The sequence below is a fragment of the Nocardioides scoriae genome (assembly GCF_900104965.1).
Lineage (GTDB): Bacteria > Actinomycetota > Actinomycetes > Propionibacteriales > Nocardioidaceae > Marmoricola > Marmoricola scoriae.
Genome location: NZ_LT629757.1, coordinates 1,996,317 through 2,020,627 on the forward strand (window position 1 = coordinate 1,996,317; position 24,311 = coordinate 2,020,627).

Consider the following 24,311-nt stretch of genomic DNA (forward strand, 5'->3'; position numbering starts at 1 on the left):
GCGGCCAACCTACGGGTCAGCGGCGCTGGTCGGCACCGTGCCCGGCCCCGACGAGCCCGAGCTTCTCGGTGGTCTCCTCGCGCATCTGGACCTTGCGGATCTTGCCCGTCACGGTCATCGGGAACTCCTCGACGAGCATCACGTAGCGCGGGATCTTGTAGTGCGCGAGCTTCCCGGTCGCGAACGCGCGCACCCCCTCGGTGTCGAGCGGCTGCGCCCCGTCGCGCAGCTTGATCCAGGCGCACAGCTCCTCGCCGTAGCGCTCGTCGGGCACCCCGATGACCTGCACGTCCTGGACGTCGGGATGGGTGTAGAGGAACTCCTCGATCTCGCGCGGGTAGATGTTCTCCCCGCCGCGGATCACCATGTCCTTGATGCGGCCCACGATGTTGAGGTAGCCGTCCTCGCGCATCTCGGCCAGGTCGCCGGTGTGCATCCACCCGTCGGCGTCGACGGCCTCGCGGGTCTTCTCCTCGTCCTCCCAGTAGCCGAGCATCACCGAGTAGCCCCGGGTGCACAGCTCGCCGGGCGTTCCCCGCTCGACGGTCTCCCCCGTCGCCGGGTCGACCACCCGGAGCTCGACGTGCGGGTGCACCCGCCCGATCGTGGAGGTACGCCGCTCCAGGTCGTCGTCGTCGCGGGTCTGCGCGGAGACCGGGGACGTCTCGGTCATGCCGTAGGCGATCGAGACCTGCTCCATGTGCATGTCCTCGATGCAGCGCTTCATCACCTCGACCGGGCAGATGGACCCGGCCATGCAGCCGGTGCGCAGGCTGGAGAGGTCGTGCTCGGCGAAGGTCGGGTGGTTCTGCATCGCGATGAACATCGTCGGCACGCCGTACAGCCCCGTGCAGCGCTCGGCCTCGACGCAGCGCAGCGTCGTCTCGGGGTCGAAGCCGGGGGCCGGGATCACCATCGTGGCGCCGTGGGTGGTGCACCCGAGGTTGCCCATCACCATGCCGAAGCAGTGGTAGAAGGGCACCGGGATGCAGAGCCGGTCCTCGTGGGTGAAGTTGATCAGCTCGGTGACGAAGAAGCCGTTGTTGAGGATGTTGGTGTGGCTCAGGGTCGCGCCCTTGGGGTAGCCCGTGGTGCCCGAGGTGTACTGGATGTTGATCGGGTCGCTCGGCGCCAGGGTGGCCATCCGCTGCGCGACCGCGTCGTCGGGCAGGCCCTCCCCCTCGGCGAGCAGCGCGTCCCAGTCGGGCGTGCCGATGTGGACGACCCGCTCAAGCTGGTGCTCGGCCCCCTGCGCCGCGGTGACCTCCTGGATCATGGCGCGGTAGTCGCTGGCCTTGAAGCTCTCGGCGCTGATGAGCAACTTCATCCCCGACTGCTGCAGGGCGTAGGAGAACTCGTGGGTGCGGTAGCTCGGGTTGACGTTGACCAGCACGGCGCCGATCTTGGCCGTGGCGAACTGCGCGATCGTCCACTCCGCGCAGTTGGGCGCCCAGACGCCGACCCGGTCGCCCTTCTCGACGCCGGCCCCCATGAGGCCGCGACCCAGGGCGTCGACGTCGCGGTCGAGCTCGGCGTAGGTCCAGCGCCGTCCGGTGGCGAACTCCACCAGCGCCTCGTTGTCGCCGTGCGCCGCGACGGTGCTCTCGAAGCTGGCACCGATGGTCTGGTCGATCAGGGCCGGCGTGGTCTCCCCGGCGGCGTAGGACTCCATGCCCGCACCCTAGTCACGCCGGCGTGACGTGGACCACACCCGCGCGGTCCTAGACCGCGACCACCAGCCCCGCGATCGCGGCGTTGGCCAGGTTGGCCAGCGACCCCGCCAGCAGCGCCAGCAGCCCGAGGCGCGCCACCTGGGCGCGGCGCTCGGGCACCAGCGAGGAGTAGGTGCCGATCTGGATCGCGATGGAGGCCAGGTTGGCGAAGCCGGCGAGCGCGAAGGTGACGATCACGACCGTGACCGGGGAGAGCTGGTCGACCTGGGGGCCGAAGTCGGCGTACGCCACGAACTCGTTGAGGATCGTCTTCTGGCCGATCAAGGACCCCGCCTCGGAGGCCTCGGACCACGGCACCCCCAGCAACCACGCCAGCGGCGAGAGCGCCCCGCCGAGCAGGCCCTGGAAGGTGAGCCCGTCGGCGCCGACCCAGCCGCCGACCCGCGACAGCGCGGCGTTGGCCATCGCGATCAGGGCCACGAACGCGACCAGAAGGGCGCCGACGGTCACCGCGATGCGCCCGCCCGCGAGCGCGCCGCGGCCGATGGCGTCGATGACGTTGGCCGACTCCTCGTCGCGCACCGCGCGCACGTCGAACTCCTCCGGCTCCTCGGGCTCCCCCGGGTCGTGGGGCTCGTCGGGACGCTCGGCCCAGGCGGGCTCGGGGGTGCTGTCGGGCCAGATGATCTTGGCCATGAGCAGGCCCGCGGGGGCGTTCATCACGGTGGCGGCCAGGAGGTACTCCAGGGGCGCGCCGAGCAGGGAGTAGCCCACCAGCGTCGAGCCCGCGGCCGCCGCGAAGCCCCCGGTCATGAGGGCGAACAGCTGCGGCGTCCGGAGCCGGCGCAGGTACGGCGCGACCACCAGCGGCGCCTCGCTCTGGCCCAGGAAGATCACCGTGGCGGCGTACATCGACTCCACGCGCGAGACCCCCAGCAGCCACGCGATCGCACCCCCCAGCACGAAGGTGACCCACTGGACCACCCGCAGGTAGAACAGCAGGTAGACCAGGGCGCCGAGGAAGACGATGACCGGCAGCACCTGGAGCGCGAACACCGGGCTGTCCTCGGGGCCGACGTCGAGCAGCGAGCCGAACACGAAGCGGGTGCCCTCCTCGGTGAAGCCGACCAGCGCCTCCACCCGTCCCGAGACCCAGCGCAGCGCCGCCTCCCCCGGGCCCCACCGCAGCACCAGCACGGCGAAGGCGACCTGCAGCGCCAGGGCCGCGCCGACCGTGCGCAGGCTGATGCCGCGCCGGTGGCGCGAGCACGCGACGGCGACCGCCAGCAGCAGTGCCAGACCGAGGAGGCCCCTGAGCTCACCCATGCCCCCGCATGCTGCCAGTCCGCGGGCGGGTGCGGGCAACCATCGGCGACCCCCACCGCGTCCATGACACTGGACCCACCGCACCGGGGCGGTGGCACGACCGGGGAGGAGCCGCGGTGGACGTCGAGTTCGAGGCCTTCGTGGACCGCAGCGGGCGACGACTGCTCACCACCGCCGGGCTGCTCGCGGGCCAGCGGCACGCCGCCGAGGACCTCTACCAGGCCACCCTGCTGGCCACGTGGCGCGCGTGGGCCACGATCCACACCAGCCCCGAGGCGTTCGCGCGCCGGACGATGGTCACGACGTACGCCTCGTGGTGGCGGCGCCGCTGGCACGGCGAGCAGCCGACCGGGGACCTGCCGGAGGGCGCCGACCCCGCCCGGGAGGACGACCGCTCCGGGTCGCTGGACCTGCGCGACGCCCTCGACCGGCTCCCCCGCCGCCAGCGCGCGGTGGTGGTGCTGCGGTTCTACGAGGACCTGACCGAGGCGCAGGTCGCCGAGCTGATGGGCACCACCGTCGGCACCGTGAAGAGCCAGACCCACAAGGCGCTGCGGACGCTGGGTGTCGACCCGGCGCTGACCGCCGACCGCCAGGGCCGCAGCGACGAGAGGCAGGCACTGCGATGAGGACCACCGACGACCTGCGCCGGGAGCTGCGCGAGCGCGCCCGCGCCACCGAGGACTGGGCCCTGCCGGCTCCGGCCCTGCCCGACCGACCGGGCCGGCACACGCCCCCGCCCCACGGCCTGCGCCACGCCGGGCTGGTGCTGGCCGCCGCCGCCGCGGTTGTCGCCGTCGCCGTGGTGCCGCGGCTGGTCGGCGACGACACCGACGTGCCGCCCGCGACCGTCGCCTCGCCCTCCCCGACCGGGTCGCCCTCGGCGGCGCCTGCCGTCGTCGGGGAGCCCCGCCAGGACTGGGAGGTCCTCGGCGGCGCGTGCCTGGCCGAGACCCCCGAGTGCGTCGCCGCCGACCACGTGCGCCTCGACGACCTGGGCCTGTTCCGCACCAGCCTGAGCAGCGTCCGCACCCGCGACCAGGGGCGCACCCAGCGGTGGTACTCCTCGACGATCATCGGGCCGCACCCCGGGCTGCACGCCATGGTCGGGGCGGTCGGCGCGACGAGCCGCTCCCGGCTGAGCTACCGCGTCAACGACGGCCCGTGGGTGGCCGTGCCCCGCGGGCGTCCCAGCCTGGTGTCGGTGCCCGACGAGATCGGCCGCACGGTGGTGCTGCGGCTGCGCGAGACGGGCCGGCCGCTGCCGGACGAGACGCTGGTCACCGCGTTCTACATCGACGGCTGAGGGGTCGAGGGGGGCAGCCGGACCGGGGTCCGGAGGGGCGCCGCGAACTTTCTCCGACGCGGCGTCAACGCAGGAGGCGCGGGGGCCGTAGTCACCGGTGCACGCGACCGACGTACCCCTCCCAAGGAGCCTCTCGCATGAACCGCACCCGCACCGCCCTCGTCGCCGGTGGCCTCGCCGCCGCCCTCGCCGTCCCGCTCGCCGCCACCAGCGCCGAGGCCACCCGCAAGGCCCCGGCCCGCACGGCCGTCGGGCTCGTCGACGGCAGCACCCTGGTGTCGTTCCCCCTCACCCGGCCGGAGCGGACGAAGCGGGTCGGCACGATCACCGGGCTCGTCGGCGACACCTCGGTGGTCGGGATCGACCACCGCGTGCAGGACCGCAAGCTGTACGCCGTGGGCGACCAGGGCGGCGTCTACACGATCGGCAGCAAGGCCCGCGCCACCAAGGTCAGCCAGCTGACGGTGGCGCTCTCGGGCAGCAGCTTCGGCGTCGACTTCAACCCCGCCGCCGACCGGCTGCGGGTGGTCAGCAACACCGGCCAGAACCTGCGCCACGACGTCAACCCGGGCGGCGCGACGATCGCCGACGGCGGACTGACCTACCCGCCGGCCACCACGCCGGCCACCGGCATCGCCGCGGCGGCGTACACCAACAACGACCTCGACCCGGACACCGCGACCACCCTGTTCGACCTCGACACCGCGCTCGACCAGGTCGCCACGCAGGTGCCGGCCAACGCCGGGACGCTCGCACCCACCGGCAAGCTCGGGGTCGACGCCGGCAGCGACGCGGGCTTCGACGTCATCGGCACGCGGAGCACGGGGTTCGCGACGCTGCAGGTCAAGGGGGCCTACCGTCTCTACCAGGTCTCGCTGCTCAGCGGTGACCTCGACGACCGCGGCCGCTTCCCCCGCTCGCTGCAGGTCAGCGACATCGCCGTCCCGATCGGACGCTGACCCCCGGGAGCTGCTCGGACCCATGGCGCTGACCCGCCGCACCTCGCGCACCCCCTCCCTGTCCCGGGAGGAGGGGGTGCGCGAGGCGTACGCCGCGCACGGCGGCGAGCTCTACCGCTTCGCCCTGCGCGGGCTCGGCGACGCGGGCCTGGCGCAGGACGCCGTGCAGGAGACCTTCCTGCGGGCGTGGCGGGCCCGCGAGCGCTACGACCCCCAGGTCGCCGCGCTGCGGACCTGGCTGTTCGGGATCGCCCGCAACGTGGTCATCGACCTCCACCGTGCCCGCGGCGCACGGCCCTGGCTGCGCTCGCTCGCCGACCCCGCCACGCTGGCGCAGGCGCCGGCCACCTCCCCCGACGCGTGGGAGGGTCTGGTGCACCGGTGGCTGGTCGAGGAGGGCCTGCGCCGGCTGGGCGAGGACCACCGACGGGCGCTGGAGGAGACCTACCTGGCCGACCGGCCCTACGACGAGGTGGCCGCCGAGCTCGGGATCCCCGTCAGCACGCTGCGGAGCCGGGTGTTCTACGGCCTCAAGGCACTGCGGGTCGTGATGGAGGAGATGGAGGTGTCGCTGTGACCGAGCGCGAGCACGAGCAGCTCCGGGTGGACCTCGGGGCCTACGTCCTGGGGCAGCTGCCCGCCGCCGAGACCGAGCGCCTGGAGGAGCACCTCGACGACTGCGCCTCCTGCACCGCCGAGCTCGCCGAGCTGACCCCGGTCGCCGGTGCGCTCGCAGCGCTGCGCGGCTCCCCCGACCGCACGGCACCGGACGAGCCGCCCGCCGACCTCGGCGACCGCGTCGCCGGCGCGGTGGGCCACGCCGCCCGCGACGAGCGCCGCCGCGGCTGGGCCCGCGCCGCAGGCGTCGCGACCGTGGCGGCCGCGGTGGCCGTGGTAGCCGCCCTCGGCGTGCAGCGGCTCGTGGCCGAGGACGCCCCGGCCGTGCCGACCGAGGCCGTGGGCGTCGTGGACCGCGCGCCCGGCGTGGACGCCACCGCCGCCCTGGTCGCCCACACCTGGGGCGTCGAGGTGAAGCTGCACGCGTCCGGCTTCGCCCCCGGCGATCGCTACCGGGTCGCCGTCCTCGGCACCGACGGCGAGCGGTACCCCGCCGGCGAGTTCGTCGGCACCGGCGCCCGCGAGATGGACTGCAACCTCAACAGCTCGGTCCTGCGCGACCGCGCCGCCGGCTTCGAGGTCCGCGACGACACCGGCCGGGTCGTGGTGACCTCGACGTTCTGAGGGTGGGCCGGGGTCGTCCGACCGCACGGCACCCGGGGGTGCGGCGTGTCGCGTGCGCGCCGTTCGGACAGCCCGGTTTCCCAAGGGGCCTTGGGAAACCGCAGCCCGTCACCCCCCGCCACGCACCCGTCAGTCCCCCACCACCCGCGCGACGTACGCCGCGACCTCGGCCGCGCCCCAGCCGCGCGACTCGCGGAGACCGGTGGCGAGCACCTCGACGTACGCCGGGGACGGCCGGGTGTGCTCGACGGCACCGAGGCCGTGGGGCGAGGTGAGGACCAGCAGCGGGTGGCCGTCGAGGCGGCCGACGTCGAGGAGCGTCTCGTAGCGGCCGGGCCCGACCTGGTGGCGTCCGTCGACGCCGGCGAGCAGCACCGCCTCGACGGGGTGGCCGGCGCCGGGCACGCGGTACATCTCCTGGGCCGCCACGTCGGCGAGCTGCGCCGCCGTCAGGAGGTACGCGCGGGCACGGGTCGGCCCGCGGTCGGTCGCGTCGTGGTCGTAGAACGCCACCCCGCCGCCCCACTGCGGCGACTCCCCGGCGAAGTAGAGCGCCCCGGGCAGGTCGACCGGCTCGCTGCGCCGCGGCGGGCTCGGGTCGCGCGCCCCGGGGTTGGCGCGACGCCCGCCCGCGGGCGCGCCGCCGGCGAGGTAGGCGGCGAGCCGGGCGCTGCTCATGTTGGAGCCGTAGCTGACGTACCAGACCAGGGTCGCGGCATCGGCTGGCTCGGACATCGCCCGCGAGACTAGCGTCGAGCCCATGGGCCAGGCGGACGCGGAGCGGCTCCACGTCGAGGACGTGGCGGCGTGGGGCGCGTGGCTGGCCGAGCACCACGCCGACCCGGGTGGCGTGTGGGTGGTGTGGTGGAAGCGCGCCACCGGGCGGCCGGCCCCGTCGTACGAGGAGCTGGTGCGCGAGGCGCTGTGCTGGGGCTGGATCGACAGCACCTCGAAGGGCCTCGACGCCGAGCGCACGATGATGTGGTTCACCCGACGCGCGCCGGGCAGTGGGTGGTCGCGGCCCAACAAGCTGCGCCTGGAGGAGCTGTACGCCGCCGACCGGATGCGGCCCCCCGGCGAGGCCGTCGTCGACGCCGCCCGGGCCGACGGGTCCTGGACCCTCCTGGACGACGTCGAGGCCCTGGTCGTGCCCGAGGACCTCGCCGCCGCCCTGGCCGACCGGGGCGCCCGCGAGCGGTGGGACGCGCTGGGCCGCTCGGCCCGCCGCGCGGCGCTGGTGTGGCTGGTCGAGGCCAGGCGGCCCGCCACCCGCGAGCGCCGCGTGGCCGAGGTGGCCGAGCGCACCGCCGCCGGCCTGCGGCCCCGGGACTGAGCGGCGCGCGGTCCGACCGGGTGGGGGCACCCAGGCTCACCAGCCCCCCAGGACGCACAGGACCGGCACCGCAGCGGGGGGTCTGCGGGCCGGTCCTGGCGGTTCGGGGTGGGCCGAGCGGCCCGGGCGGGTCAGTCGTGCGCGCCCCGCACCACGCGGTCGTGGCGCAGCGAGGTGTTGCGGGTCTCCTTGGCGGCGAGCACGGCGATGATCGTCAGCACCGAGGTGACGGAGACGTAGATGCCGACCGCGAAGGTGTTGGACTCCTCGACCGAGCCGAGCAGCTCGAGGGCGATGATCGGCGCGATCGCGCCGGCGCCGATGGAGGCGAGCTGGTAGCCGACCGACGCACCGGTGTAGCGCACCGAGGTGCCGAACAGCTCGGAGAAGAAGGCGGCCTGCGGGGAGTACATCAGCGCGTGGAGCATGAGGCCGACCACGACGGCGAGGATCAGGTTGCCCTGGGTGCCGCTCTCGACGAGGGGGAAGAAGAAGAACAGCGTCCACACGGCCACCCCGACGGCGCCGGCGAGGTAGAGCGGCTTGCGGCCGACCTTGTCGGAGATGGCGCCCACGATCGGGATCCAGACGAAGTGCACGACCGAGCCGACGAGCAGCGCCTGCAGGATCGGGCCGCGCTCCTGGCCGTCGTACGTCGTGACGAAGGTGATGACGATGATCGTGAAGATGTAGTAGCTGGTGTTCTCGGCCAGCCGCATGCCCATCGCGGAGAAGACCTCGCGGGGGTAGTTCTTGAACACCTCGAGGATCGGGATGTGGTTGTCCTCCTGCTTCTTCTCCACGATCTCGGCGTGGGCCTCCTTGAAGACCGGGGACTCCTCGATCGAGAGCCGGACCCACAGGCCGATGACGACCAGCACCGCCGACAGCAGGAACGGGATCCGCCAGCCCCAGGCCTCGAACGCGGCCTCGCTCTGGAAGGCGGCCAGCACGAACAGCACGCCGGTGGCGATCAGGTTGCCCAGCGCCACGCCGGCCTGCGGCCACGACGACCAGAAGCCGCGACGCTCGTCGGAGCCGTGCTCGGCGGCCATGAGGACCGCGCCGCCCCACTCGCCGCCGACCGCGAAGCCCTGCACCAGGCGGCACACGAGCAGCAGGATCGGCGCGGCGATGCCGATGGTGGCGTACGTCGGCAGCAGGCCGATCGCGAAGGTCGCGATGCCCATCATGAGCAGCGAGGTGACCAGCATCTTCTTGCGGCCGACCCGGTCACCGAAGTGCCCGAAGACGACGCCGCCGAGCGGGCGGGCCAGGAAGCCCAGCGCGTAGGTGCCGAAGGCCAGCAGGGTGCCGGTGACGGCGTCGCCCTCGGGGAAGAACAGCACGCCGAAGACCAGCGCGGCGGCGGAGCCGTAGAGGAAGAAGTCGTACCACTCGACGGCGGTGCCGATCAGGCTGGCGAAGACGACCTTGACGATGCCCGGTCCGGACGTCTCGGTCTCGGGGCTCGTGGCCCCGTGGGTGGTCGATGACATGCTCAGATCTCCTGGGTGTGGGTCGGTCGTGGAGGAAGCGGGTGGGTGGGGTGCGGCGACGGCGCTACTGCGCGGTCCAGCCGCCGTCCATGAGGTAGGACTGGCCGTTGATCGAGTCGGTGCCCGGGCCGCACAGGAAGCCGACGAGGTGCGCGACCTCCTCGGGCTCGACGAGCCGCTTGACCGGCGTGCGGGCGAGCAGCACCTGCTCGAGGACCTCGTCCTCGGCGATGCCGTGGCTGCGGGCCTGGTCGGCGACCTGGCCCTCCACGAGCGGGGTGCGGACGTAGCCCGGGCAGACCGTGTTGCTGGTGACCCCCTTGGCCGCACCCTCGAGGGCGATCACCTTGGACAGGCCCTCGAGCCCGTGCTTGGCGCTGACGTAGGCCGACTTGTACGCCGAGGCGCGGTGGCCGTGCACCGAGGACAGGTGGACGATCCGGCCCCAGCCGGCGGCGTACATGCCGGGCAGGACCGCGCGGGTCAGGTGGAACGGCGCCTGGAGCATGATCCGGTGGATCAGCTCGAAGCGCTCGGGGTCGAAGTCCTCGATCGGGGCGACGTGCTGGATGCCCGCATTGTTGACCAGGACGTCGATGCCGCGCTCGCCGAGGCCGAGGGCCTCGATGGCGGTGCGGTCCGAGAGGTCGGCGGTCAGTGCCTCGCCCCCGACCTGCTCGGCGGCCTCGCGGGCCCCGGCCTCGTTGACGTCGAGCAGCAGCAGCGACGCGCCCTGCTCGGCGAGCCGGGTGGCGACCGCGCGGCCGATGCCGCTGGCGGCGCCGGTGACGAGGGCGGTGCGGCCGGCGAGGGGTCCGGCGGTGGCGGACGGGTCCGCCGCGGGGCTGGTCGAGGTCATGCTTGGGACGCTACGGGTGTGACCCCCGCCACTGCCATGTGTGCGGCACCACGATCAAGCCCTCGAGATGTGGTGCCACCACACCGGTCTCACATCAGGTCGCGCAGCTGGTGGGTCTGGAGCGCGAGCTGCACCTCGAGCCGGCGGCTGCCCTCGCGCCACCCGTCGCCGAGAAGCCGGCCCACCCGGTCGAGCCGCTGCGTGACCGTGTTGGGGTGCACGTGGAGCTGCTCGGCCGCGTCGCGCAGGCTGCCGCTGGCCGCGAACCAGACCGACACCGTCTCGACCAGCCGGGTCTCGCGCTCGGCGTCGTAGCGCAGCAGCGGGCCCAGCGCCTGCTCGATGAACTCGTCGACCTGCTCGGGGCCGTTGTCGCCCAGCAGCAGCCGGGCCAGGCCCAGGGTCGCCGCGTCGGCGACCTCGCCGGTGCGGCCCAGCCGGAACAGCACGGTCAGCGTGCGCCTGGCCTCGTGCCACGCCGAGGCCACCCCGCCCACGGCGTCCTCGACCCGGGCGACGCCCACGGTCGCGCCGTCGAGCCGGTCCTGGAGCTCGCGGCCGAGCTCGCGGGGGTCCCCCGCCGCCAGCAGCACCAGCTGGCCCTCGTGGACCGCACCGAGCCCGCGCCGCTCCCTGGCCAGGCCGGCGACCACCCGCTGGCCGGCCCGCTCCGAGGCGTGCCGGGCGACCGCGAGCGCCAGCGCGCCGTCGAGGTCGGCACCCTGCTGGCGGGCCCGCTCGCGCACCCGCACCGGGTCGAGGCGACGGGTGCCGAGCAGGTCGACGAGCAGCTCGCCGCGCACCCGGCTCTCGGCCTCGGCCTCGCTGCGCCCGAAGAGCAGCACCATCGCCGTCACCAGCGCCGCCCGCTCCAGGGTGCGGCGCTCGGGCAGGCCCATGGGGCCGTCGGTGCGCAGCACGAGGGTGCCGAGGTGCTCCTCGCCCGCGGCGGCCACGGCGATCCACGAGCCGTCCTCGGTGCGCACGCAGCGACCCGAGGCGAGGGCCTCGCCGACGGCGTCGTCCACGTCGACCGGACGTGCGGACCCGGGACCGGCGAGGACGCGGCCCGCGTCGTCGTACACCTCCACGGCGCCGCCGAGCACCTCCGCCAGCACCTCGGCCACCTCGCCGACCCCGCCCTGGTGCAGCAGCGTGTCGGTGAGCAGGTCGTGGGCGTGCGCGGCCCGCTCGGAGGCCTGGTTGCGGGCGACCAGCGCCTCGGTCGCGGCGTCGGCGTCGGCGACCGCGGCGCGGGCGCGCTCGAAGAGCCGGGCGTTCTCCAGCGCCACGGCCGCGTGGGCGGCGAACGACGTCAGCAGCGTGACCTCGTTGGCCGGGAACGGCCGCACCCGCCGGTGCACCGCGAGCAGGGCGCCGATCACCACGCCCTCGACCATCAGGGGGACGCCGAGGATGGCGCGGATCTGCTCGCCCTCCACCGCGGTGTCGATGTACTCGCGGTGCAGGAACCGCTCGTCGGCCTGGTAGTCCTCGGTGAAGTACGGCGCTCCCGACTGCGCCACCAGCCCCAGCAGGCCGGTGCCGAGCGGCAGCCGCAGCCGGCGGAACTCCGGGGTCAGCGCCCCGTCGGTCACCTTCATGTACGACGCGCCGTCGGGCGCGTCGTTGAGCGACAGGTAGGTCATGTCGGCGCCGAGCAGCTGCCGGGCGCGGCGCACGATCGCGGCCAGGATGGCGTCGAGGTCGCGGATCGCGGTCAGGTCGCGCGCGGTCTCGTAGAGGGCCGACAGCTCGGCCTCCCGGGAGCGCTGCCGCTCGGCCTGGGCCTGGAGCCGGTGGGCCAGCTCGCGCAGCCAGGCCAGGTCGGTGGCGCTGGGGCCGGCCGCCCCGGGGCCGCCGTCGGTCCCGGCTGCGGGGTGGGCGCGGGCGAGCACGGCGTCGAGCTCCTCGCGCGACCCACCGGCCAGCAGCAGCTCCAGCACCTCCGCTCCCACGTCCACGGGCTGATCCTCTCGCAGCCCGCCCGTAGGATTCGACGGATGTCCTCCTCCGCCCCCCGCTCCCTCGCCGACCAGCTGCGCGGCTGGCCCGACGAGCGGCTGGCGCGGCTGCTGGAGGCCCGCCCCGACCTCGCCACCCCGGCGCCCCACGACTCCTCCCAGCTGGCCGCCCGCGTCGTGGTCCGCACCTCGGTGCTGCGGGCCCTCGACGGTCTCGACTTCCTGGAGCTGACCGTGCTCCAGGCGCTGGTCCAGGACGTCGACCCCACCTCCCTGCCGGCGTCCGGCGAGGCGGCCGACCGGGCGCTCGACCGGCTGCTGTCGCTGGCGCTGGCGTGGGGTGACCCGCCGCGCCCCGTGCTGGCGGTGAGCGAGCTGCTGCGCCTGCCCGACGGCCCCCCGGTCGAGGAGGTCCCCTCCCTGCTCGAGGGCCTGGAGCCGCGCGCCCGGGCGATCCTCGACCACCTCGCCCAGACCGGCGCCGACGGCCGCTGGGGCGGCGGCCCCGGGCCCACCGCGGCGCTGGTGTCCTCGGGCCTGCTGGTGCGCCTCGACGAGCGCCACGTCACGCTGCCCTGGACGGTGCGGCTCTGCCTCTGGTCGCATACCCTGGGCCCGCTCGACGAGGCCCCGGTGCTGGCCACCGCCGAGCGCGGCACCGCCCTGGTCGACCGGGCCGCCGCGGGCGCGGCGTTCGAGGCGGTGCGCCGCACCGAGCTGCTGCTCGACCGCTGGGGCACCCACCCGCCGCCGGCGCTCAAGGCCGGCGGTCTCGGCGTGCGCGACCTGCGGGCCACCTCCACGCTGCTCCACGTCGAGAACGACGTGACCGCGCTGGTCGTCGAGACCGCGTCGGCCGCCGGGCTGCTGGCGCAGGGCATGACCGACGACCTCGACGGGGCCTGGCTGCCGACCGACGGCTACGACGTGTGGAACGCCGGCACGCCCGCCTCGCGCTGGCGGGCCCTGGCCCGCGCCTGGGTCGACAACCCGCGCCTGGTCTCCTCGATCGGCGGGCGCGTGGCCGACAAGCCGGTCAACGCCCTGTCCCCCGACCTCACCCGCAGCTGGCTGCGCGAGCTGCGCCACGACGTGCTCGCCGAGCTGGCCGCGCTGCCCGCCGGTCACACCCTGGCCGCCGGCACCGGCGTCGCCTCCCTGGTCGAGCGGCTGCGGTGGCGGCGGCCCCGGCGTCCTGCGTCCCGCCTGGCCCAGGTGCCCTCCGTGCTCTCCGAGGCCGCGCTGCTCGGCGTCACCGGGCTCGACGGCCTCAGCGGCGTCGGGCGGCGGCTGCTCGCCGACCCCGAGGACCCGCGCGTCGTCGGCGAGCTGGAGGAGCTGCTCCCCCGCCCGGTCGACCACGTCCTGATCCAGGCCGACCTGACCGCCGTCGCGCCCGGCCCGCTCGAGCAGGAGGTCGCGCGCCGGCTGGCGATGCTGGCCGACGTCGAGAGCCGCGGCGGCGCCACCGTCTACCGCTTCGCCGCGACCTCGGTGCGCCGGGCCTTCGACGCCGGCTGGTCCTCGGCCGAGGTGCACGACTTCGTCACCCAGACCTCGCGCACGCCCGTCCCGCAGTCGCTGACCTACCTCATCGACGACGTCTCGCGCCGCTTCGGCACGGTCCGCGCCGGGCACGCCGAGTCGTTCCTGCGCAGCGACGACGAGACCGCGCTGACCGAGCTGGTCCACGCCGCCGGCGCCGAGTCGCTGCGGCTGCGCCGGATCGCCCCCACCGTCGTGGTCTCCGACCTCCCGCTCGCGACGCTGCTGCCCCGGCTGCGCGAGCTCGGCCAGTCGCCCGTGGTCGAGTCGGTCGACGGCACCGTGCAGGTGGCCCGCCCCGACGTCTTCCGCGCCCGGGTGCCCCGCCGCCGCTCCCCCGTCTCGGTGCGGACCGCCGTGCGCACCAGCGCCGTGGTCACGGCCATCCGCTCGGGCGACCGCTCCACCCGCCCGCGCGCCGAGCGCGGCGCCAGCGCGACCACCCCCTCCGAGGTGATCGCCCTGCTGCGCGACGCGGCGGAGTCCGGCAGCGAGCTGGTCATCGGCTACGTCGGCAACGACGGCACCGTGGCCGAGCGCGTGGTCACGCCCTCGCGCGTCGAGGGCGGCCAGCTCACGGCGTACGACGAGCGCAGCGACGCCGACCGCACCTTCGCGGTCCACCGGATCACCGCGGTGAGCCGGCAGCCGAGCGGCTGAGGGGCGCGCTGATCACCCGGACGTCCGGGTGATCAGTCACTGGACGGCTGTTGCAACAGACGTCCAGTCACCGAGAAGGACGTCCAGTGGGACCGATGAGCACGTCGTACGCCGCGGGTCTGCCTCCCCATGACCGACCTGACCCCCACCACCGACCGCACCGCCGCTGTGGTCGCCGCCCTCCGCGACGACGACCTCGACCGGCCGACGCCCGCCGGGAGCGTCCGCCAGGTGGTCCAGCACGTGCTGGGCCTGGCCGTGGCCTTCCGCGACGCGGCCGCCAAGCTCGACGGTCCCACCACCAGCACCCCGCCCGGGCCGGTCGACGACCCGCTGCCCGAGGGCTGGCGCGAGCTCGCCTCCGCGCGGCTGGTCGAGCTGGCCGAGGCGTGGCGCGCCCCCGACGCATGGACCGGGATGACCAGGGCCGGGGGCGTCGACCTGCCGGGCGAGGTGGCCGGGCTGGTCGCCCTCGACGAGGTGCTGCTGCACGGGTGGGACCTCGCGGTCGCGTCCGGCCAGGACTACGCGCCCAGCCGGGTGGAGTGCGACGCCGTGCTCCCGATCGTCTCGCCCTCCCCCGAGACGCCCGACGGCTCCGACCGGGGCGGGCTGTTCGGGCCGGTCGTCGCGGTGCCGGACGGGGCCGGGCCCTTCGACCGGGTGCTCGGTCTGGCGGGGAGGGACCCCCACTGGGTCCGTACCCTTGCCCGGTGAACGACGGCCCCCTCATCGTCCAGTCGGACAAGACCCTCCTGCTCGAGATCGACCACGAGCAGGCGAGCGCGTGCCGCAAGGCGATCGCGCCGTTCGCCGAGCTCGAGCGCAGTCCCGAGCACATCCACACCTACCGCCTCACCCCGCTCGGCCTGTGGAACGCCCGCGCCGCCGGACACGACGCCGAGCAGGTGGTCAACACCCTGCTCACCTTCAGCCGCTACGCCGTCCCGCACGCCCTGCTCATCGACATCGCCGAGACCATGGACCGCTACGGCCGGCTGCGACTCGACAAGCACCCCGTCCACGGCCTGGTGCTCTCCTCGACCGACCACGCGGTCTTCGAGGAGGTGGTGCGGTCCAAGAAGGTCGCCGGCATGCTCGGCGAGCGCATCGAGACCGACACCGCCGTGGTCCACCCCTCCCAGCGCGGCAACCTCAAGCAGGCGCTGCTCAAGCTGGGCTGGCCGGCCGAGGACTTCGCGGGGTACGTCGACGGCGAGGCCCACGCCATCTCCCTCGACGAGACCGAGTGGAGCCTGCGGCCCTACCAGCGCGAGGCCGCCGAGTCGTTCTGGCACGGCGGCTCCGGCGTCGTGGTCCTCCCCTGCGGGGCCGGCAAGACGCTGGTCGGCGCGGCCGCGATGGCCCACGCGCAGGCGACCACGCTCATCCTGGTCACCAACACCGTCAGCGCGCGGCAGTGGAAGAGCGAGCTGGTCCGGCGCACGTCGCTCACCGAGGACGAGATCGGCGAGTACAGCGGCGCCAAGAAGGAGATCAAGCCGGTCACCATCGCGACGTACCAGGTGCTCACGATGCGTCGCAAGGGCGCCTACCCCCACCTCGACCTGCTCGACGCCAAGGACTGGGGCCTGATCGTGTACGACGAGGTCCACCTGCTGCCCGCGCCGATCTTCCGGATGACCGCCGACCTGCAGGCCCGCCGGCGGGTCGGTCTCACAGCCACGCTGGTGCGCGAGGACGGCCGCGAGGGCGACGTGTTCAGCCTCATCGGGCCCAAGCGCTACGACGCGCCCTGGAAGGACATCGAGTCGCAGGGCTGGATCGCGCCGGCCGACTGCGTGGAGGTGCGGGTGAGCCTGCCCGAGGGCGAGCGGCTGGCGTACGCCACCTCCGAGCCCGAGGAGCGCTACCGCCTGGCCAGCTCGACCCACGAGAAGGTCAAGGTCGCCGCCCAGCTGGTCGCCCAGCACCCCGGCGAGCCGACCCTGGTGATCGGCCAGTACCTCGACCAGCTCGACGAGCTCGCCGCCCACCTCGACGCCCCCGTCATCAAGGGCGAGACCAGCGTCAAGGAGCGCGAGCGGCTCTTCGAGGGCTTCCGGACCGGCGAGATCCCGCTCCTCGTGGTCTCCAAGGTCGCCAACTTCTCCGTCGACCTGCCCGGCGCCCAGGTGGCGATCCAGGTCAGCGGCTCCTTCGGCTCCCGGCAGGAGGAGGCCCAGCGACTCGGCCGGCTGCTGCGACCCAAGAGCGACGGCAAGACCGCGCGGTTCTACACCATCGTCAGCCGCGACACCGTCGACGCCGACTTCGCCCAGAACCGCCAGCGGTTCCTGGCCGAGCAGGGGTACGCCTACCGGATCATGGACGCCACCGACCTCTGACGGCGCCGCTCAGCCGGCCGCCGTCCCGCAGACGCGCGGACACAAGTTCTCCCGTCACCGGGACGAACTCGGGCACGACGGGCGTACGCCGAGACTTGTGTCCGCGCGTCTGCGAGGTCCGGGGGCGGGTCGGGGGTCCCACGGGCGGCGCACGGCCCGGGGCGTCTCGCCCCACGCGGGGCGTGGTGGTCGTGGTCGGGCGCCCTCGTAAACTCGTCCGGTGACCAAGCCCGAAGTCCTGCTGCTGGAGAACATCCACCCCGTCGCGACCGACGTCTTCGAGCGCAACGGCGTCCTGGTCCACACCCGGCCCGGCTCGCTCGGCGAGGACGACCTCATCGAGGCGCTCCAGGGCAAGACGATGGTCGGGATCCGCTCCAACACCAAGGTGACCGAGCGCGTCCTCGACGCCTGCCCCGACCTGACCGCCATCGGGGCGTTCTGCATCGGCACCAACCAGATCGACCTCGCCGCGGCTGCCGCGCGGGGCGTCGCGGCCTTCAACGCGCCGTACTCCAACACCCGCAGCGTGGTCGAGCTCGTCATCGGCGAGATCATCGCGCTCGCCCGCCGGCTCACCGAGAAGACCGGCAAGATGCACGACGGCGTCTGGGACAAGTCGGCCATGGGCAGCCACGAGGTGCGCGGCCGCACGCTCGGCATCGTCGGGTACGGCAACATCGGGACGCAGCTGTCCAACCTGGCCGAGTCGATGGGCCTGCGCGTGATCTTCTTCGACACCGCTGACCGCCTCGCCCACGGCAACGCCCGCCGCGTCGGCACCCTCGAGGAGCTGCTCGCGGAGGCCGACGTGGTCTCGCTGCACGTCGACGGCCGCCCCGGCAACGCCGGCCTCTTCGGCGCGGCGCAGTTCGCCGCGATGAAGCCGCGCTCGCTGTTCATCAACGCCTCGCGCGGCATGGTCGTCGACGACGTCGCGCTGCGCGAGCACATCCTCTCGGGGCACATCGCGGGCGCCGCGCTCGACGTCTTCCCGGTCGAGCCCAAGGCCCAGGGCGACGAGTTCGAGTCGGCCCTGCGCGGCCTGCCCAACGTCATCCTCACGCCCCACGTCGGCGGCTCGACCCAGGAGGCGCAGGAGGAGATCGGCTACTTCGTCTCCGGCAAGCTCTCGCGCTACCTCCGCGGCGGCAGCACCGAGCTCTCGGTCAACCTGCCCGAGGTCGCCGCCCCTGCCCTGGCCGCCGGCTCGCGGATCTCGCTGCTCCACCACAACATCCCCGGTGTCCTCGCCTCGGTCAACCAGATGCTCGCCGAGCAGGACGCCAACGTGACGGCGCAGTACCTCTCCACCCGCGGCGAGCAGGGGTACGTCGTCACCGACGTCGCCACCGCCCTCACCGACGACGCCCTCACCGGCCTCCGCTCCGCCGACTCGACGATCTGGCTGCGCACCCACCACGCCTGACCCCGCCGAGCGGGCGATCGCAGCACGCGCCGGAGCGCCGACCGGGCGATCACGGCACGCGCCAGAGCGCCGACCGGGCAATTGCGGCACGCGCCGGAGCGCCGACCGGGCGATCGCGGCACGCGCCAGAACTCCGACCGGGCGATCGCGGCACCGTCCGGCGCCGGTCCCGGGAGGATGGGGTCGGTGAGCGGCCCCCACTTCCGTGCCTCCGAGCGGCCCGGTCCGGTGCGGTGGTCCCGCCCGGTCCGTGTCGGCCTCCTGCGCGGCGGCGTCCTGCTCGCGGCGGCCGCCGCGGTCGCCTGGCTCGCGCCCACCGCCCCCGGGCTCGTGCTCGCCGCCGGCCTCGCCGGACTTGCTCTCGCGCACCTGCTCCGCTCGCTGCTGCGGCTTCCGGCGGTCCGTGTCGACGAGAGCGGCATCCGCACCTCGTGGACCCGCGGCGCCGCCGGGCTGGTCGGCTGGGACGAGGTCACGCGGATCCGGCGCGACGGCCGGGTGGTCGTCGTGGCCGTCCACCACCCCGCCGACGTCGTACGCCGCGCCCCGCGGTGGCGCCGACGCCACCTGCTCCGCCTCGAGCGCGACCACGGCTCCCCCGTCGTGATCGACCGCCACGTGCTGGGCGCCGACCCGACCGCCCACCTCATCCGGCTGCACCACTGGCGCAACCACGTGGCGTGGTCCCGCGACCGGGCGGCACGGAGCTGACACGCGCTGCCATGCGGCGTACGACTCGGACGGAACGGGCGTCCAGGTCAGGCAATACTGCCCGCTGAACCGGACATCTCGCCCACCGGCGGGCAGTTTCACCGGTCGACCGGGGAAACTGCCCCGACCCCTCAGCCCGCCGGGATCCCGAGCGCCCGGCTGACGGCGTCGTCGATCAGCATCCGCCAGGTGCGCACCCGGTGGGCGTCGACGGAGGCGCGGGTCCAGGAGCCGCTCTCGCGGGCCGAGGACCCGATCGCGAAGCGGCGCACGCCGGCGCGGACCAGCCACGGGACCAGCTCGGGCGTGAGGCCGCCACCGGCGACGAGCAGGTCGGCGAGCGAGGGGTCCTCGCGGAGGCGGGCGATGAGCTCCTCGACGCCGTGCTCGAGGCCACGGGTGGAGCCGGCGGACAGGACGCCGTCGAGGTTCGGCAGCCGGCGCACGTCGCGCCAGGCCCGCGGGACCTCCAGCGCGGTGTCGAAGCCGTGGTAGAGCCAGGGGACGTCGCCGAGCTCGCGGGTGACCTCGGCGCAGGCCGGCCCGTCGATCTCGAGGTCGCGGTCGAGGAAGCCGAACGCGAGCCCCGTGGCGCCCAGCTCGAGGTAGTCGGTGCCGAGCAGCACCAGCCGGTGGAAGGGCAGCTCGTCGCGTCGCAGGACGACCCATACGGGCAGGTCGGTCTCGCGCACGACGGCCGAGACCAGCGCCGGCTCGGGCGAGACGTGGCCGGCCCCGGGGTCGGCGCTGAGCAGCAGCCGGTCGGCGCCGCCGGCCTGCGCCCCCGCGGCGTCGCGCGCCCGGGTGACGACGACGTCGAGATGTGCGGGGTCGCTTGTCACACTGTCATCGTGACATCCCCCGACCCCGTCGTGACGGCACGCGCCCTGGTGTTGCGCGACCTCGAGACCACGGGCGTCGCCGACGCCGAGACCGTCTCCATCCTCGAGACGGCCCTGGCCGACCGGGGCTGGTGGCTCGAGCAGTGGGCGGAGGGCCGCGACTTCGTCGTCGGGCTGGTGGCCCAGGACGTGCAGGACGCGCTGCTCGACTCGCGCGGCCGCTGGCCGCTGTGCCGGTGGTGCGACGACCTCGACCCCCACCCGGTGCACGTGCACCCCGACCTGGGCGGCCCCGATCCGACGTGGGTCTGCGAGCGGTCGCAGATCGCCGTCGGCGCGGTGGGCGACCTCCCCCGCACCCCTCCCCCGCTCACCGGCCCCTAGCGGGACGTCGGCGGGGCGCTGCCCGCTAGCGCAGGTGCTCGGGGCGCAGCACCGGCACCCACAGAGTGTAGCGGTCGGCGCGGTAGACGCTGCGCGTCACCTCGACGACGTTCTCGCGGCAGAACGCCCGGCGCGAGATGTGCAGCACCGGGGCGCCGGGGTCGAGCTCGAGGTGCTCGGCCTCCTCCTCGGTGGCGATGCCGGCCAGCACGGAGTCCTCGCCCCACGTCGGCATCAGGTCGCGCATGGCGAGCCAGAAGTAGAGGCTGCTCGGCAGCGCCTCGTCGAGGAAGCTGGGGAACAGGTCGAGCGAGAGGTAGACGTGCTGGATCGCCATCGGCACGCTGTCGGCCAGCCGCAGCCGCTGCCAGTGCACGATCGCGGAGCCCTCCTCGATCTCCAGCGCGCGGGCGACGCCGGGACCGGCGCTCTCGCGGCGGGCGAGCAGGGTGCGCGACTCGGGCTTCTTGCCGCGCCGCTCCATCTCCTCGGTGTACGCCGAGAGCCGCATCTGCATGTCGATGAGCGGCTTGGTGACGAAGGTGCCGCGACCGGCCACGCGCTCCAGCAGCCCCTGGGCCACGAGCGCGTCGATGGCGTGGCGCACCGTCATCCGGGCCACGCCGAACTGCTCGGCCAGGTCACGCTCGGACGGCGCGGGCGTGCCCGGCTCGGCGCTCACGATGACCGAACGGACGTACTCGCGGACGAGCACGTGCTTGCGGCCCCGACGCCCGCCGCCTCGCGACGATCGCTCCTCAGTCACCTCTGTGCGCTCCTCTGTCCGCTGGCCGCGCCCCGACCCGCCAGTGCACCGTAGCCAACCCCGCAACGCTGGGGGGCCTCGACTGCGCGACATCCTAGGGCAGAGAGGCCGGTCTCACTCGTGCTCGATCGCACGCAGGACGTCCAGCCTCGCCGCCCGGCGCGCGGGGAGCACGGCGGCCACCAGCCCGATGACGACCGCGGCGACCAGGTAGAGCCCCAGGCTGCCCCACGGCACCCGGGTCACCTCGAGGCCCTCGTCGCGCAGCGAGGCCATCAGCGCGATCCCGAACACCAGCCCCATCGCGAGGCCGAGGACCGCGCCCAGCACCGCGATCGCCACCGACTCCAGGCCGATCATGCGGCGCAGCCGGCGCCGGTCCATGCCGATCGCCCGCAGCAGGCCGATCTCGCGGGTGCGCTCGATGACCGACAGGCCGAGGGTGTTGACCACGCCCAGGACCGCGATCACCAGGGCGAGGCCGAGCAGGGCGTAGATCATCAGCACCAGCCGGTCGATGGGCGCGCGCTGCTCCGCGGCGTACTCCGTCTGGTCCTTGACCGTGAGGATCGGCAGGTCGGCGGTGGCCTTCTCGATCTCGTCGCTGACCCGGCCGCCGTCGGCGCCGGGGGCCAGCGAGACCAGCAGCGCCGAGTCCTCGACGGGGTAGCCGCCCCGCTCCAGGACGCCCAGCGTGGTCAGGTAGCTCGCGAACGCCGCGTCGTGGATGCCGACCACCCGCAGCCGGGTGCGGCCCTCGGGGAAGCGCAGCACGATGCTGTCGCCCACCCCGACGCCGAGCTCCTGGGCCTTGTCCTGGCTCAGCACGACCGACTCGCCCCGCAGGTCCGCGAGCGACCCGGCCACGAGGTCCAGGCGCAGCACGTCGGGCAGGGTCGCGGGGTCGGCGGCGGTGAGGAAGGCACGCTCGCCGTCGACGCGGGTCTCCGCCGAGCGCAGCCGGGTCACCGAGCCGACGCCCGGCTGGCGCTCCACGCGCTGGGCGATCTCGGGGCTGAAGGCCTGCCCGATGGCGTTGCTCACCACGATGTCGCCCACGAAGGTGCGCGCCACCGTCTGGTCGACGCTCGCCTTGGCCGAGGTGCCGGCGATCGACATCGTGGTGACCAGGGTGAGGCCGATCATCAGCGCCGAGGCGGTGGCCGCCGTGCGACGCGGGTTGCGCAGCGCGTTCTGGCCGGCCAGCCGGCCCGTCGTCCCGAACACCCGGCGGTACGCCGCGGCGACCGCGCCGAGGAACGGCAGCGCGATCACCGGGCTGGCCGTCGCGACCCCCAGCATGGCCAGCAGCGCGCCGAAGCCGACCCAGTAGCCGGGCCGCGGCACGTCGGCGAACAGCCCCGTCGCCCCGGCGGCGACCCCGGCCAGCACCATCAGCGTGCCGACCACGAAGCGCCGCCGCAGCGCCGACTCGGGCATGGCCACGTCGTCGCGGAGGGCGGCGACCGGCGGGATCCGGGCCGACCGGCGGGCCGGGAGGTACGCCGCGACGACCGTGACCAGGACGCCCACGGCGACGGCGGCGACCGGCGTGCGCCAGGCGATGACCAGCGACTGGGCGCTCAGGTCGAGCCCGAAGCGTCCGAACAGCGCCCGGATCCCGAGGGCGAGCAGCACCCCGACCCCCAGGCCCACGGCGCTGCCGGCGAGCCCCACGACCAGCGCCTCGAAGAGCACCGAGCGGGTCACCTGCCCCCGGGAGGCGCCGAGGGCGCGCAGCAGCGCCAGCTCGCGGCTGCGCTGGGCCACCAGCATCGAGAAGGTGTTGACGATGAGGAAGCTGCCCACGACCAGCGAGATGCCGGCGAAGACGAGCAGGAAGACGGTGAGGAACGAGATCGCCTGCAGCAGGTCGCTGGCCGACTCGGCCGCCGCCTTCGTGCCGGTGGTGGCCTCGAAGCCGCGTGGCAGGACCCGGGCGACCCGGTCGCGCAGCTCCTCCTGGGAGACGCCGTCGGCGGCGGTGACCCACACGGAGTTGTAGACGTCGCGGCCCTGGAGGAACAGCTCCTGGGCGGCGGGGGTCGAGAAGATCGCGACGCTGGCGCCGTTGAGCGAGCCGCCGTCGGGGAAGTCGGCGATCCCCACCAGCCGGGGCGTCAGCACCGCTCGTCGCCCGACGTTCACCAGCCGGATCTTCTCGCCCAGGCCGTAGCCCGCCCGGCGGGCCGTGCCCGCGTCCAGCGCCACCTCGTCCTGCCCCTGCGGGTCTTCCCCCCGCACCACCTGCAGCGGCTGCACGCCACCGGCCGCCAGCGCGCCGGTCGCGTTGCGCCACAGGCCCGGGGAGCCCTGGCCGCCGACGACGCGGCCGTTCTTGCCGATGACGAACACGCCCGAGCCCGACGCCTGGCCGTCGGCGCGGGCGGCGCCCGGCACCTCGGCCAGCCGGTCGACGAGCGCGGCGGGCACCGTCAGCGTCGTGCGCTCGGCGCCGCTCTGCTGGGCTCCGGTGGGCTGCACCACGACGTCGCCGACCGAGCTGTCGAAGATCGAGGTGAAGCTGCGGTCCAGGGTGTCGGTGAAGATCAGGGTGCCGGCCACGAAGGCGACGCCCAGCACGATCGCGAAGGTGCTGGTCAGCAGCCGCAGCTTGCGACCCAGCAGGCTCCGCCAGGCGGCGTGGAGCACCTCAGGCCCCTGCGGCGGCGGCCGGCGGGTGCGGCTCGTGGAGCGTCATCTGCTCCAGCACGCCCTCGCGGGTGGGGTGCCGCAGCTCCCCGGCCAGGCGCCCGTCGGCCAGGAACACCACGCGGTCGGTGTACGCCGCGGCGACCGGGTCGTGGGTGACCATCACGATCGACTGGCCGAACTCGTCGACGGCCCGCCGCAGCAGCCCGAGCACCTCGGCCCCCGAGCGGGAGTCGAGGTTGCCGGTCGGCTCGTCGGCGAACACCACGGTGGGCCGGCTCATCAGGGCCCGCGCGACCGCGACGCGCTGCTGCTGCCCGCCCGAGAGCTGCTGGGGCCGGTGGTCGAGGCGGTCGCCGAGACCCACCGCGCCGACGACGAGGTCCCACCAGGCGGGGTCGGGCTTGCGGCCGGCCAGGGCGAGGGGCAGCGCGATGTTCTCCTCGGCGCTGAGGGTCGGCACCAGGTTGAAGGACTGGAACACGAAGCCGAGCTGCTCGCGGCGCAGCGTGGTCAGCCGCTTGTCGCTGAGCGCGGCGAGGTCGACGTCGCCCATCAGGACCTGGCCCGACGTGGGGGTGTCCAGCGCGGCGCAGCAGTGCATGAGGGTCGACTTGCCCGAGCCCGAGGGCCCCATGACGGCCGTGAACTCGCCCTCCCCCAGGTCGAGGGTGACGCCGTCGAGCGCGCGGACCTCGCCGCCCCCGGTCCCGTAGACCTTGGTCAGGTCCCGCACGCCCACCACCGCCGCCATGCGACCAGTCTGCCCCCGGGTCCCTCGCGTGGCCGGACCGGGCAGGTCGCGGGCGGGCG

At 74.5% G+C, this 24,311-nt stretch carries 22 protein-coding genes; 12 read left to right on the forward strand and 10 right to left on the reverse strand.

What is annotated here, in order from left to right; genetic code table 11:
* Positions 1-16: 16 nt before the first annotated feature.
* Both BLU55_RS09530 and BLU55_RS09535 read right to left on the reverse strand, forming a co-directional pair.
* Entirely contained in the window at positions 17-1,672 is a 1,656-nt protein-coding gene (locus BLU55_RS09530; protein WP_091728880.1) for an AMP-binding protein, read from the reverse strand.
* Between the two features lie 49 nt (positions 1,673-1,721).
* On the reverse strand, positions 1,722-2,999 hold the full coding sequence (locus tag BLU55_RS09535) for a NupC/NupG family nucleoside CNT transporter (protein WP_091728882.1): 1,278 nt from the start codon (positions 2,997-2,999) through the stop codon (positions 1,722-1,724).
* Positions 3,000-3,115: 116 nt separating this feature from the next.
* Here BLU55_RS09535 and BLU55_RS09540 point away from each other — a divergent pair, with 116 nt between their 5' ends.
* The 5 genes from BLU55_RS09540 to BLU55_RS09560 all read left to right on the forward strand — a co-directional run bounded on the left by BLU55_RS09540 (position 3,116) and on the right by BLU55_RS09560 (position 6,506).
* On the forward strand, positions 3,116-3,628 hold the full coding sequence (locus BLU55_RS09540) for a SigE family RNA polymerase sigma factor (protein ID WP_231917133.1): 513 nt from the start codon (positions 3,116-3,118) through the stop codon (positions 3,626-3,628).
* Positions 3,625-4,305: a hypothetical protein gene (locus tag BLU55_RS09545; protein ID WP_091728888.1), complete on the forward strand. Its 681-nt coding sequence runs from the start codon at positions 3,625-3,627 to the stop codon at positions 4,303-4,305. The genes BLU55_RS09540 and BLU55_RS09545 overlap by 4 nt, the downstream gene beginning before the upstream one ends.
* Before the next feature lie 137 nt (positions 4,306-4,442).
* Positions 4,443-5,264 (forward strand): DUF4394 domain-containing protein, encoded by an 822-nt coding sequence (locus tag BLU55_RS09550; protein WP_091728891.1) that lies wholly within the window; start codon positions 4,443-4,445, stop codon positions 5,262-5,264.
* Between the two features lie 22 nt (positions 5,265-5,286).
* Positions 5,287-5,841, forward strand: a complete 555-nt coding sequence (locus tag BLU55_RS09555; RefSeq protein ID WP_091728894.1) for a sigma-70 family RNA polymerase sigma factor — start codon at positions 5,287-5,289, stop codon at positions 5,839-5,841.
* Positions 5,838-6,506, forward strand: a complete 669-nt coding sequence (locus tag BLU55_RS09560) for an anti-sigma factor family protein (RefSeq protein ID WP_091728897.1) — start codon at positions 5,838-5,840, stop codon at positions 6,504-6,506. Before BLU55_RS09555 ends, BLU55_RS09560 begins: the two co-directional genes overlap by 4 nt.
* Positions 6,507-6,635: 129 nt before the next feature.
* Here BLU55_RS09560 and BLU55_RS09565 read toward each other — a convergent pair whose 3' ends face one another.
* On the reverse strand, positions 6,636-7,241 hold the full coding sequence (locus BLU55_RS09565; RefSeq protein WP_091728900.1) for a histone deacetylase: 606 nt from the start codon (positions 7,239-7,241) through the stop codon (positions 6,636-6,638).
* 25 nt (positions 7,242-7,266) lie between these two features.
* On the opposite strand from BLU55_RS09565, the gene BLU55_RS09570 reads away from it, so the two are divergent.
* The gene (locus tag BLU55_RS09570) at positions 7,267-7,839 is read left to right on the forward strand and encodes a YdeI/OmpD-associated family protein (RefSeq protein WP_091728903.1); all 573 of its coding nucleotides are present in this window, start codon (positions 7,267-7,269) and stop codon (positions 7,837-7,839) included.
* Between the two features lie 131 nt (positions 7,840-7,970).
* Here BLU55_RS09570 and BLU55_RS09575 read toward each other — a convergent pair whose 3' ends face one another.
* From BLU55_RS09575 to BLU55_RS19455, 3 genes are all read right to left on the reverse strand, one after another.
* On the reverse strand, positions 7,971-9,338 hold the full coding sequence (locus tag BLU55_RS09575; RefSeq protein WP_091728905.1) for an MFS transporter: 1,368 nt from the start codon (positions 9,336-9,338) through the stop codon (positions 7,971-7,973).
* A gap of 64 nt (positions 9,339-9,402) precedes the next feature.
* The gene (locus BLU55_RS09580) at positions 9,403-10,197 is read right to left on the reverse strand and encodes a 3-hydroxybutyrate dehydrogenase (protein WP_091728908.1); all 795 of its coding nucleotides are present in this window, start codon (positions 10,195-10,197) and stop codon (positions 9,403-9,405) included.
* Between the two features lie 89 nt (positions 10,198-10,286).
* Positions 10,287-12,161: a helix-turn-helix domain-containing protein gene (locus BLU55_RS19455; protein ID WP_172833895.1), complete on the reverse strand. Its 1,875-nt coding sequence runs from the start codon at positions 12,159-12,161 to the stop codon at positions 10,287-10,289.
* A gap of 39 nt (positions 12,162-12,200) precedes the next feature.
* On the opposite strand from BLU55_RS19455, the gene BLU55_RS09595 reads away from it, so the two are divergent.
* From BLU55_RS09595 to BLU55_RS09615, 5 genes are all read left to right on the forward strand, one after another.
* Positions 12,201-14,366: a helicase-associated domain-containing protein gene (locus BLU55_RS09595; protein WP_091733705.1), complete on the forward strand. Its 2,166-nt coding sequence runs from the start codon at positions 12,201-12,203 to the stop codon at positions 14,364-14,366.
* 129 nt (positions 14,367-14,495) lie between these two features.
* On the forward strand, positions 14,496-15,083 hold the full coding sequence (locus BLU55_RS09600; protein ID WP_091728911.1) for a TIGR03086 family metal-binding protein: 588 nt from the start codon (positions 14,496-14,498) through the stop codon (positions 15,081-15,083).
* On the forward strand, positions 15,080-16,714 hold the full coding sequence (locus tag BLU55_RS09605; RefSeq protein ID WP_091728913.1) for a DNA repair helicase XPB: 1,635 nt from the start codon (positions 15,080-15,082) through the stop codon (positions 16,712-16,714). The genes BLU55_RS09600 and BLU55_RS09605 overlap by 4 nt, the downstream gene beginning before the upstream one ends.
* A 220-nt stretch (positions 16,715-16,934) precedes the next feature.
* A complete protein-coding gene (gene serA, locus BLU55_RS09610; protein WP_091728916.1) occupies positions 16,935-18,143 on the forward strand; it encodes a phosphoglycerate dehydrogenase in 1,209 nt (402 codons plus the stop codon).
* A gap of 186 nt (positions 18,144-18,329) precedes the next feature.
* Complete coding sequence (locus BLU55_RS09615; protein WP_091728918.1) at positions 18,330-18,854, forward strand: hypothetical protein; 525 nt, start codon at positions 18,330-18,332, stop codon at positions 18,852-18,854.
* 131 nt (positions 18,855-18,985) lie between these two features.
* On the opposite strand, the gene BLU55_RS09620 is transcribed toward BLU55_RS09615, so the two are convergent.
* Positions 18,986-19,696, reverse strand: coding sequence for a copper homeostasis protein CutC (locus BLU55_RS09620; RefSeq protein WP_091728920.1), 711 nt, complete (start codon positions 19,694-19,696; stop codon positions 18,986-18,988).
* A gap of 9 nt (positions 19,697-19,705) precedes the next feature.
* Here BLU55_RS09620 and BLU55_RS09625 point away from each other — a divergent pair, with 9 nt between their 5' ends.
* Complete coding sequence (locus BLU55_RS09625) at positions 19,706-20,080, forward strand: hypothetical protein (protein WP_231917134.1); 375 nt, start codon at positions 19,706-19,708, stop codon at positions 20,078-20,080.
* A gap of 25 nt (positions 20,081-20,105) precedes the next feature.
* Here the strand turns inward: BLU55_RS09625 and BLU55_RS20035 are convergent, their stop codons facing one another.
* From BLU55_RS20035 to BLU55_RS09640, 3 genes are all read right to left on the reverse strand, one after another.
* Entirely contained in the window at positions 20,106-20,846 is a 741-nt protein-coding gene (locus tag BLU55_RS20035; protein ID WP_269457947.1) for a GntR family transcriptional regulator, read from the reverse strand.
* Between the two features lie 114 nt (positions 20,847-20,960).
* Positions 20,961-23,498 (reverse strand): ABC transporter permease, encoded by a 2,538-nt coding sequence (locus BLU55_RS09635; RefSeq protein WP_091728925.1) that lies wholly within the window; start codon positions 23,496-23,498, stop codon positions 20,961-20,963.
* 1 nt (position 23,499) lies between these two features.
* Complete coding sequence (locus BLU55_RS09640) at positions 23,500-24,252, reverse strand: ABC transporter ATP-binding protein (RefSeq protein ID WP_091728928.1); 753 nt, start codon at positions 24,250-24,252, stop codon at positions 23,500-23,502.
* Between the last annotated feature and the right edge of the window lie 59 nt (positions 24,253-24,311).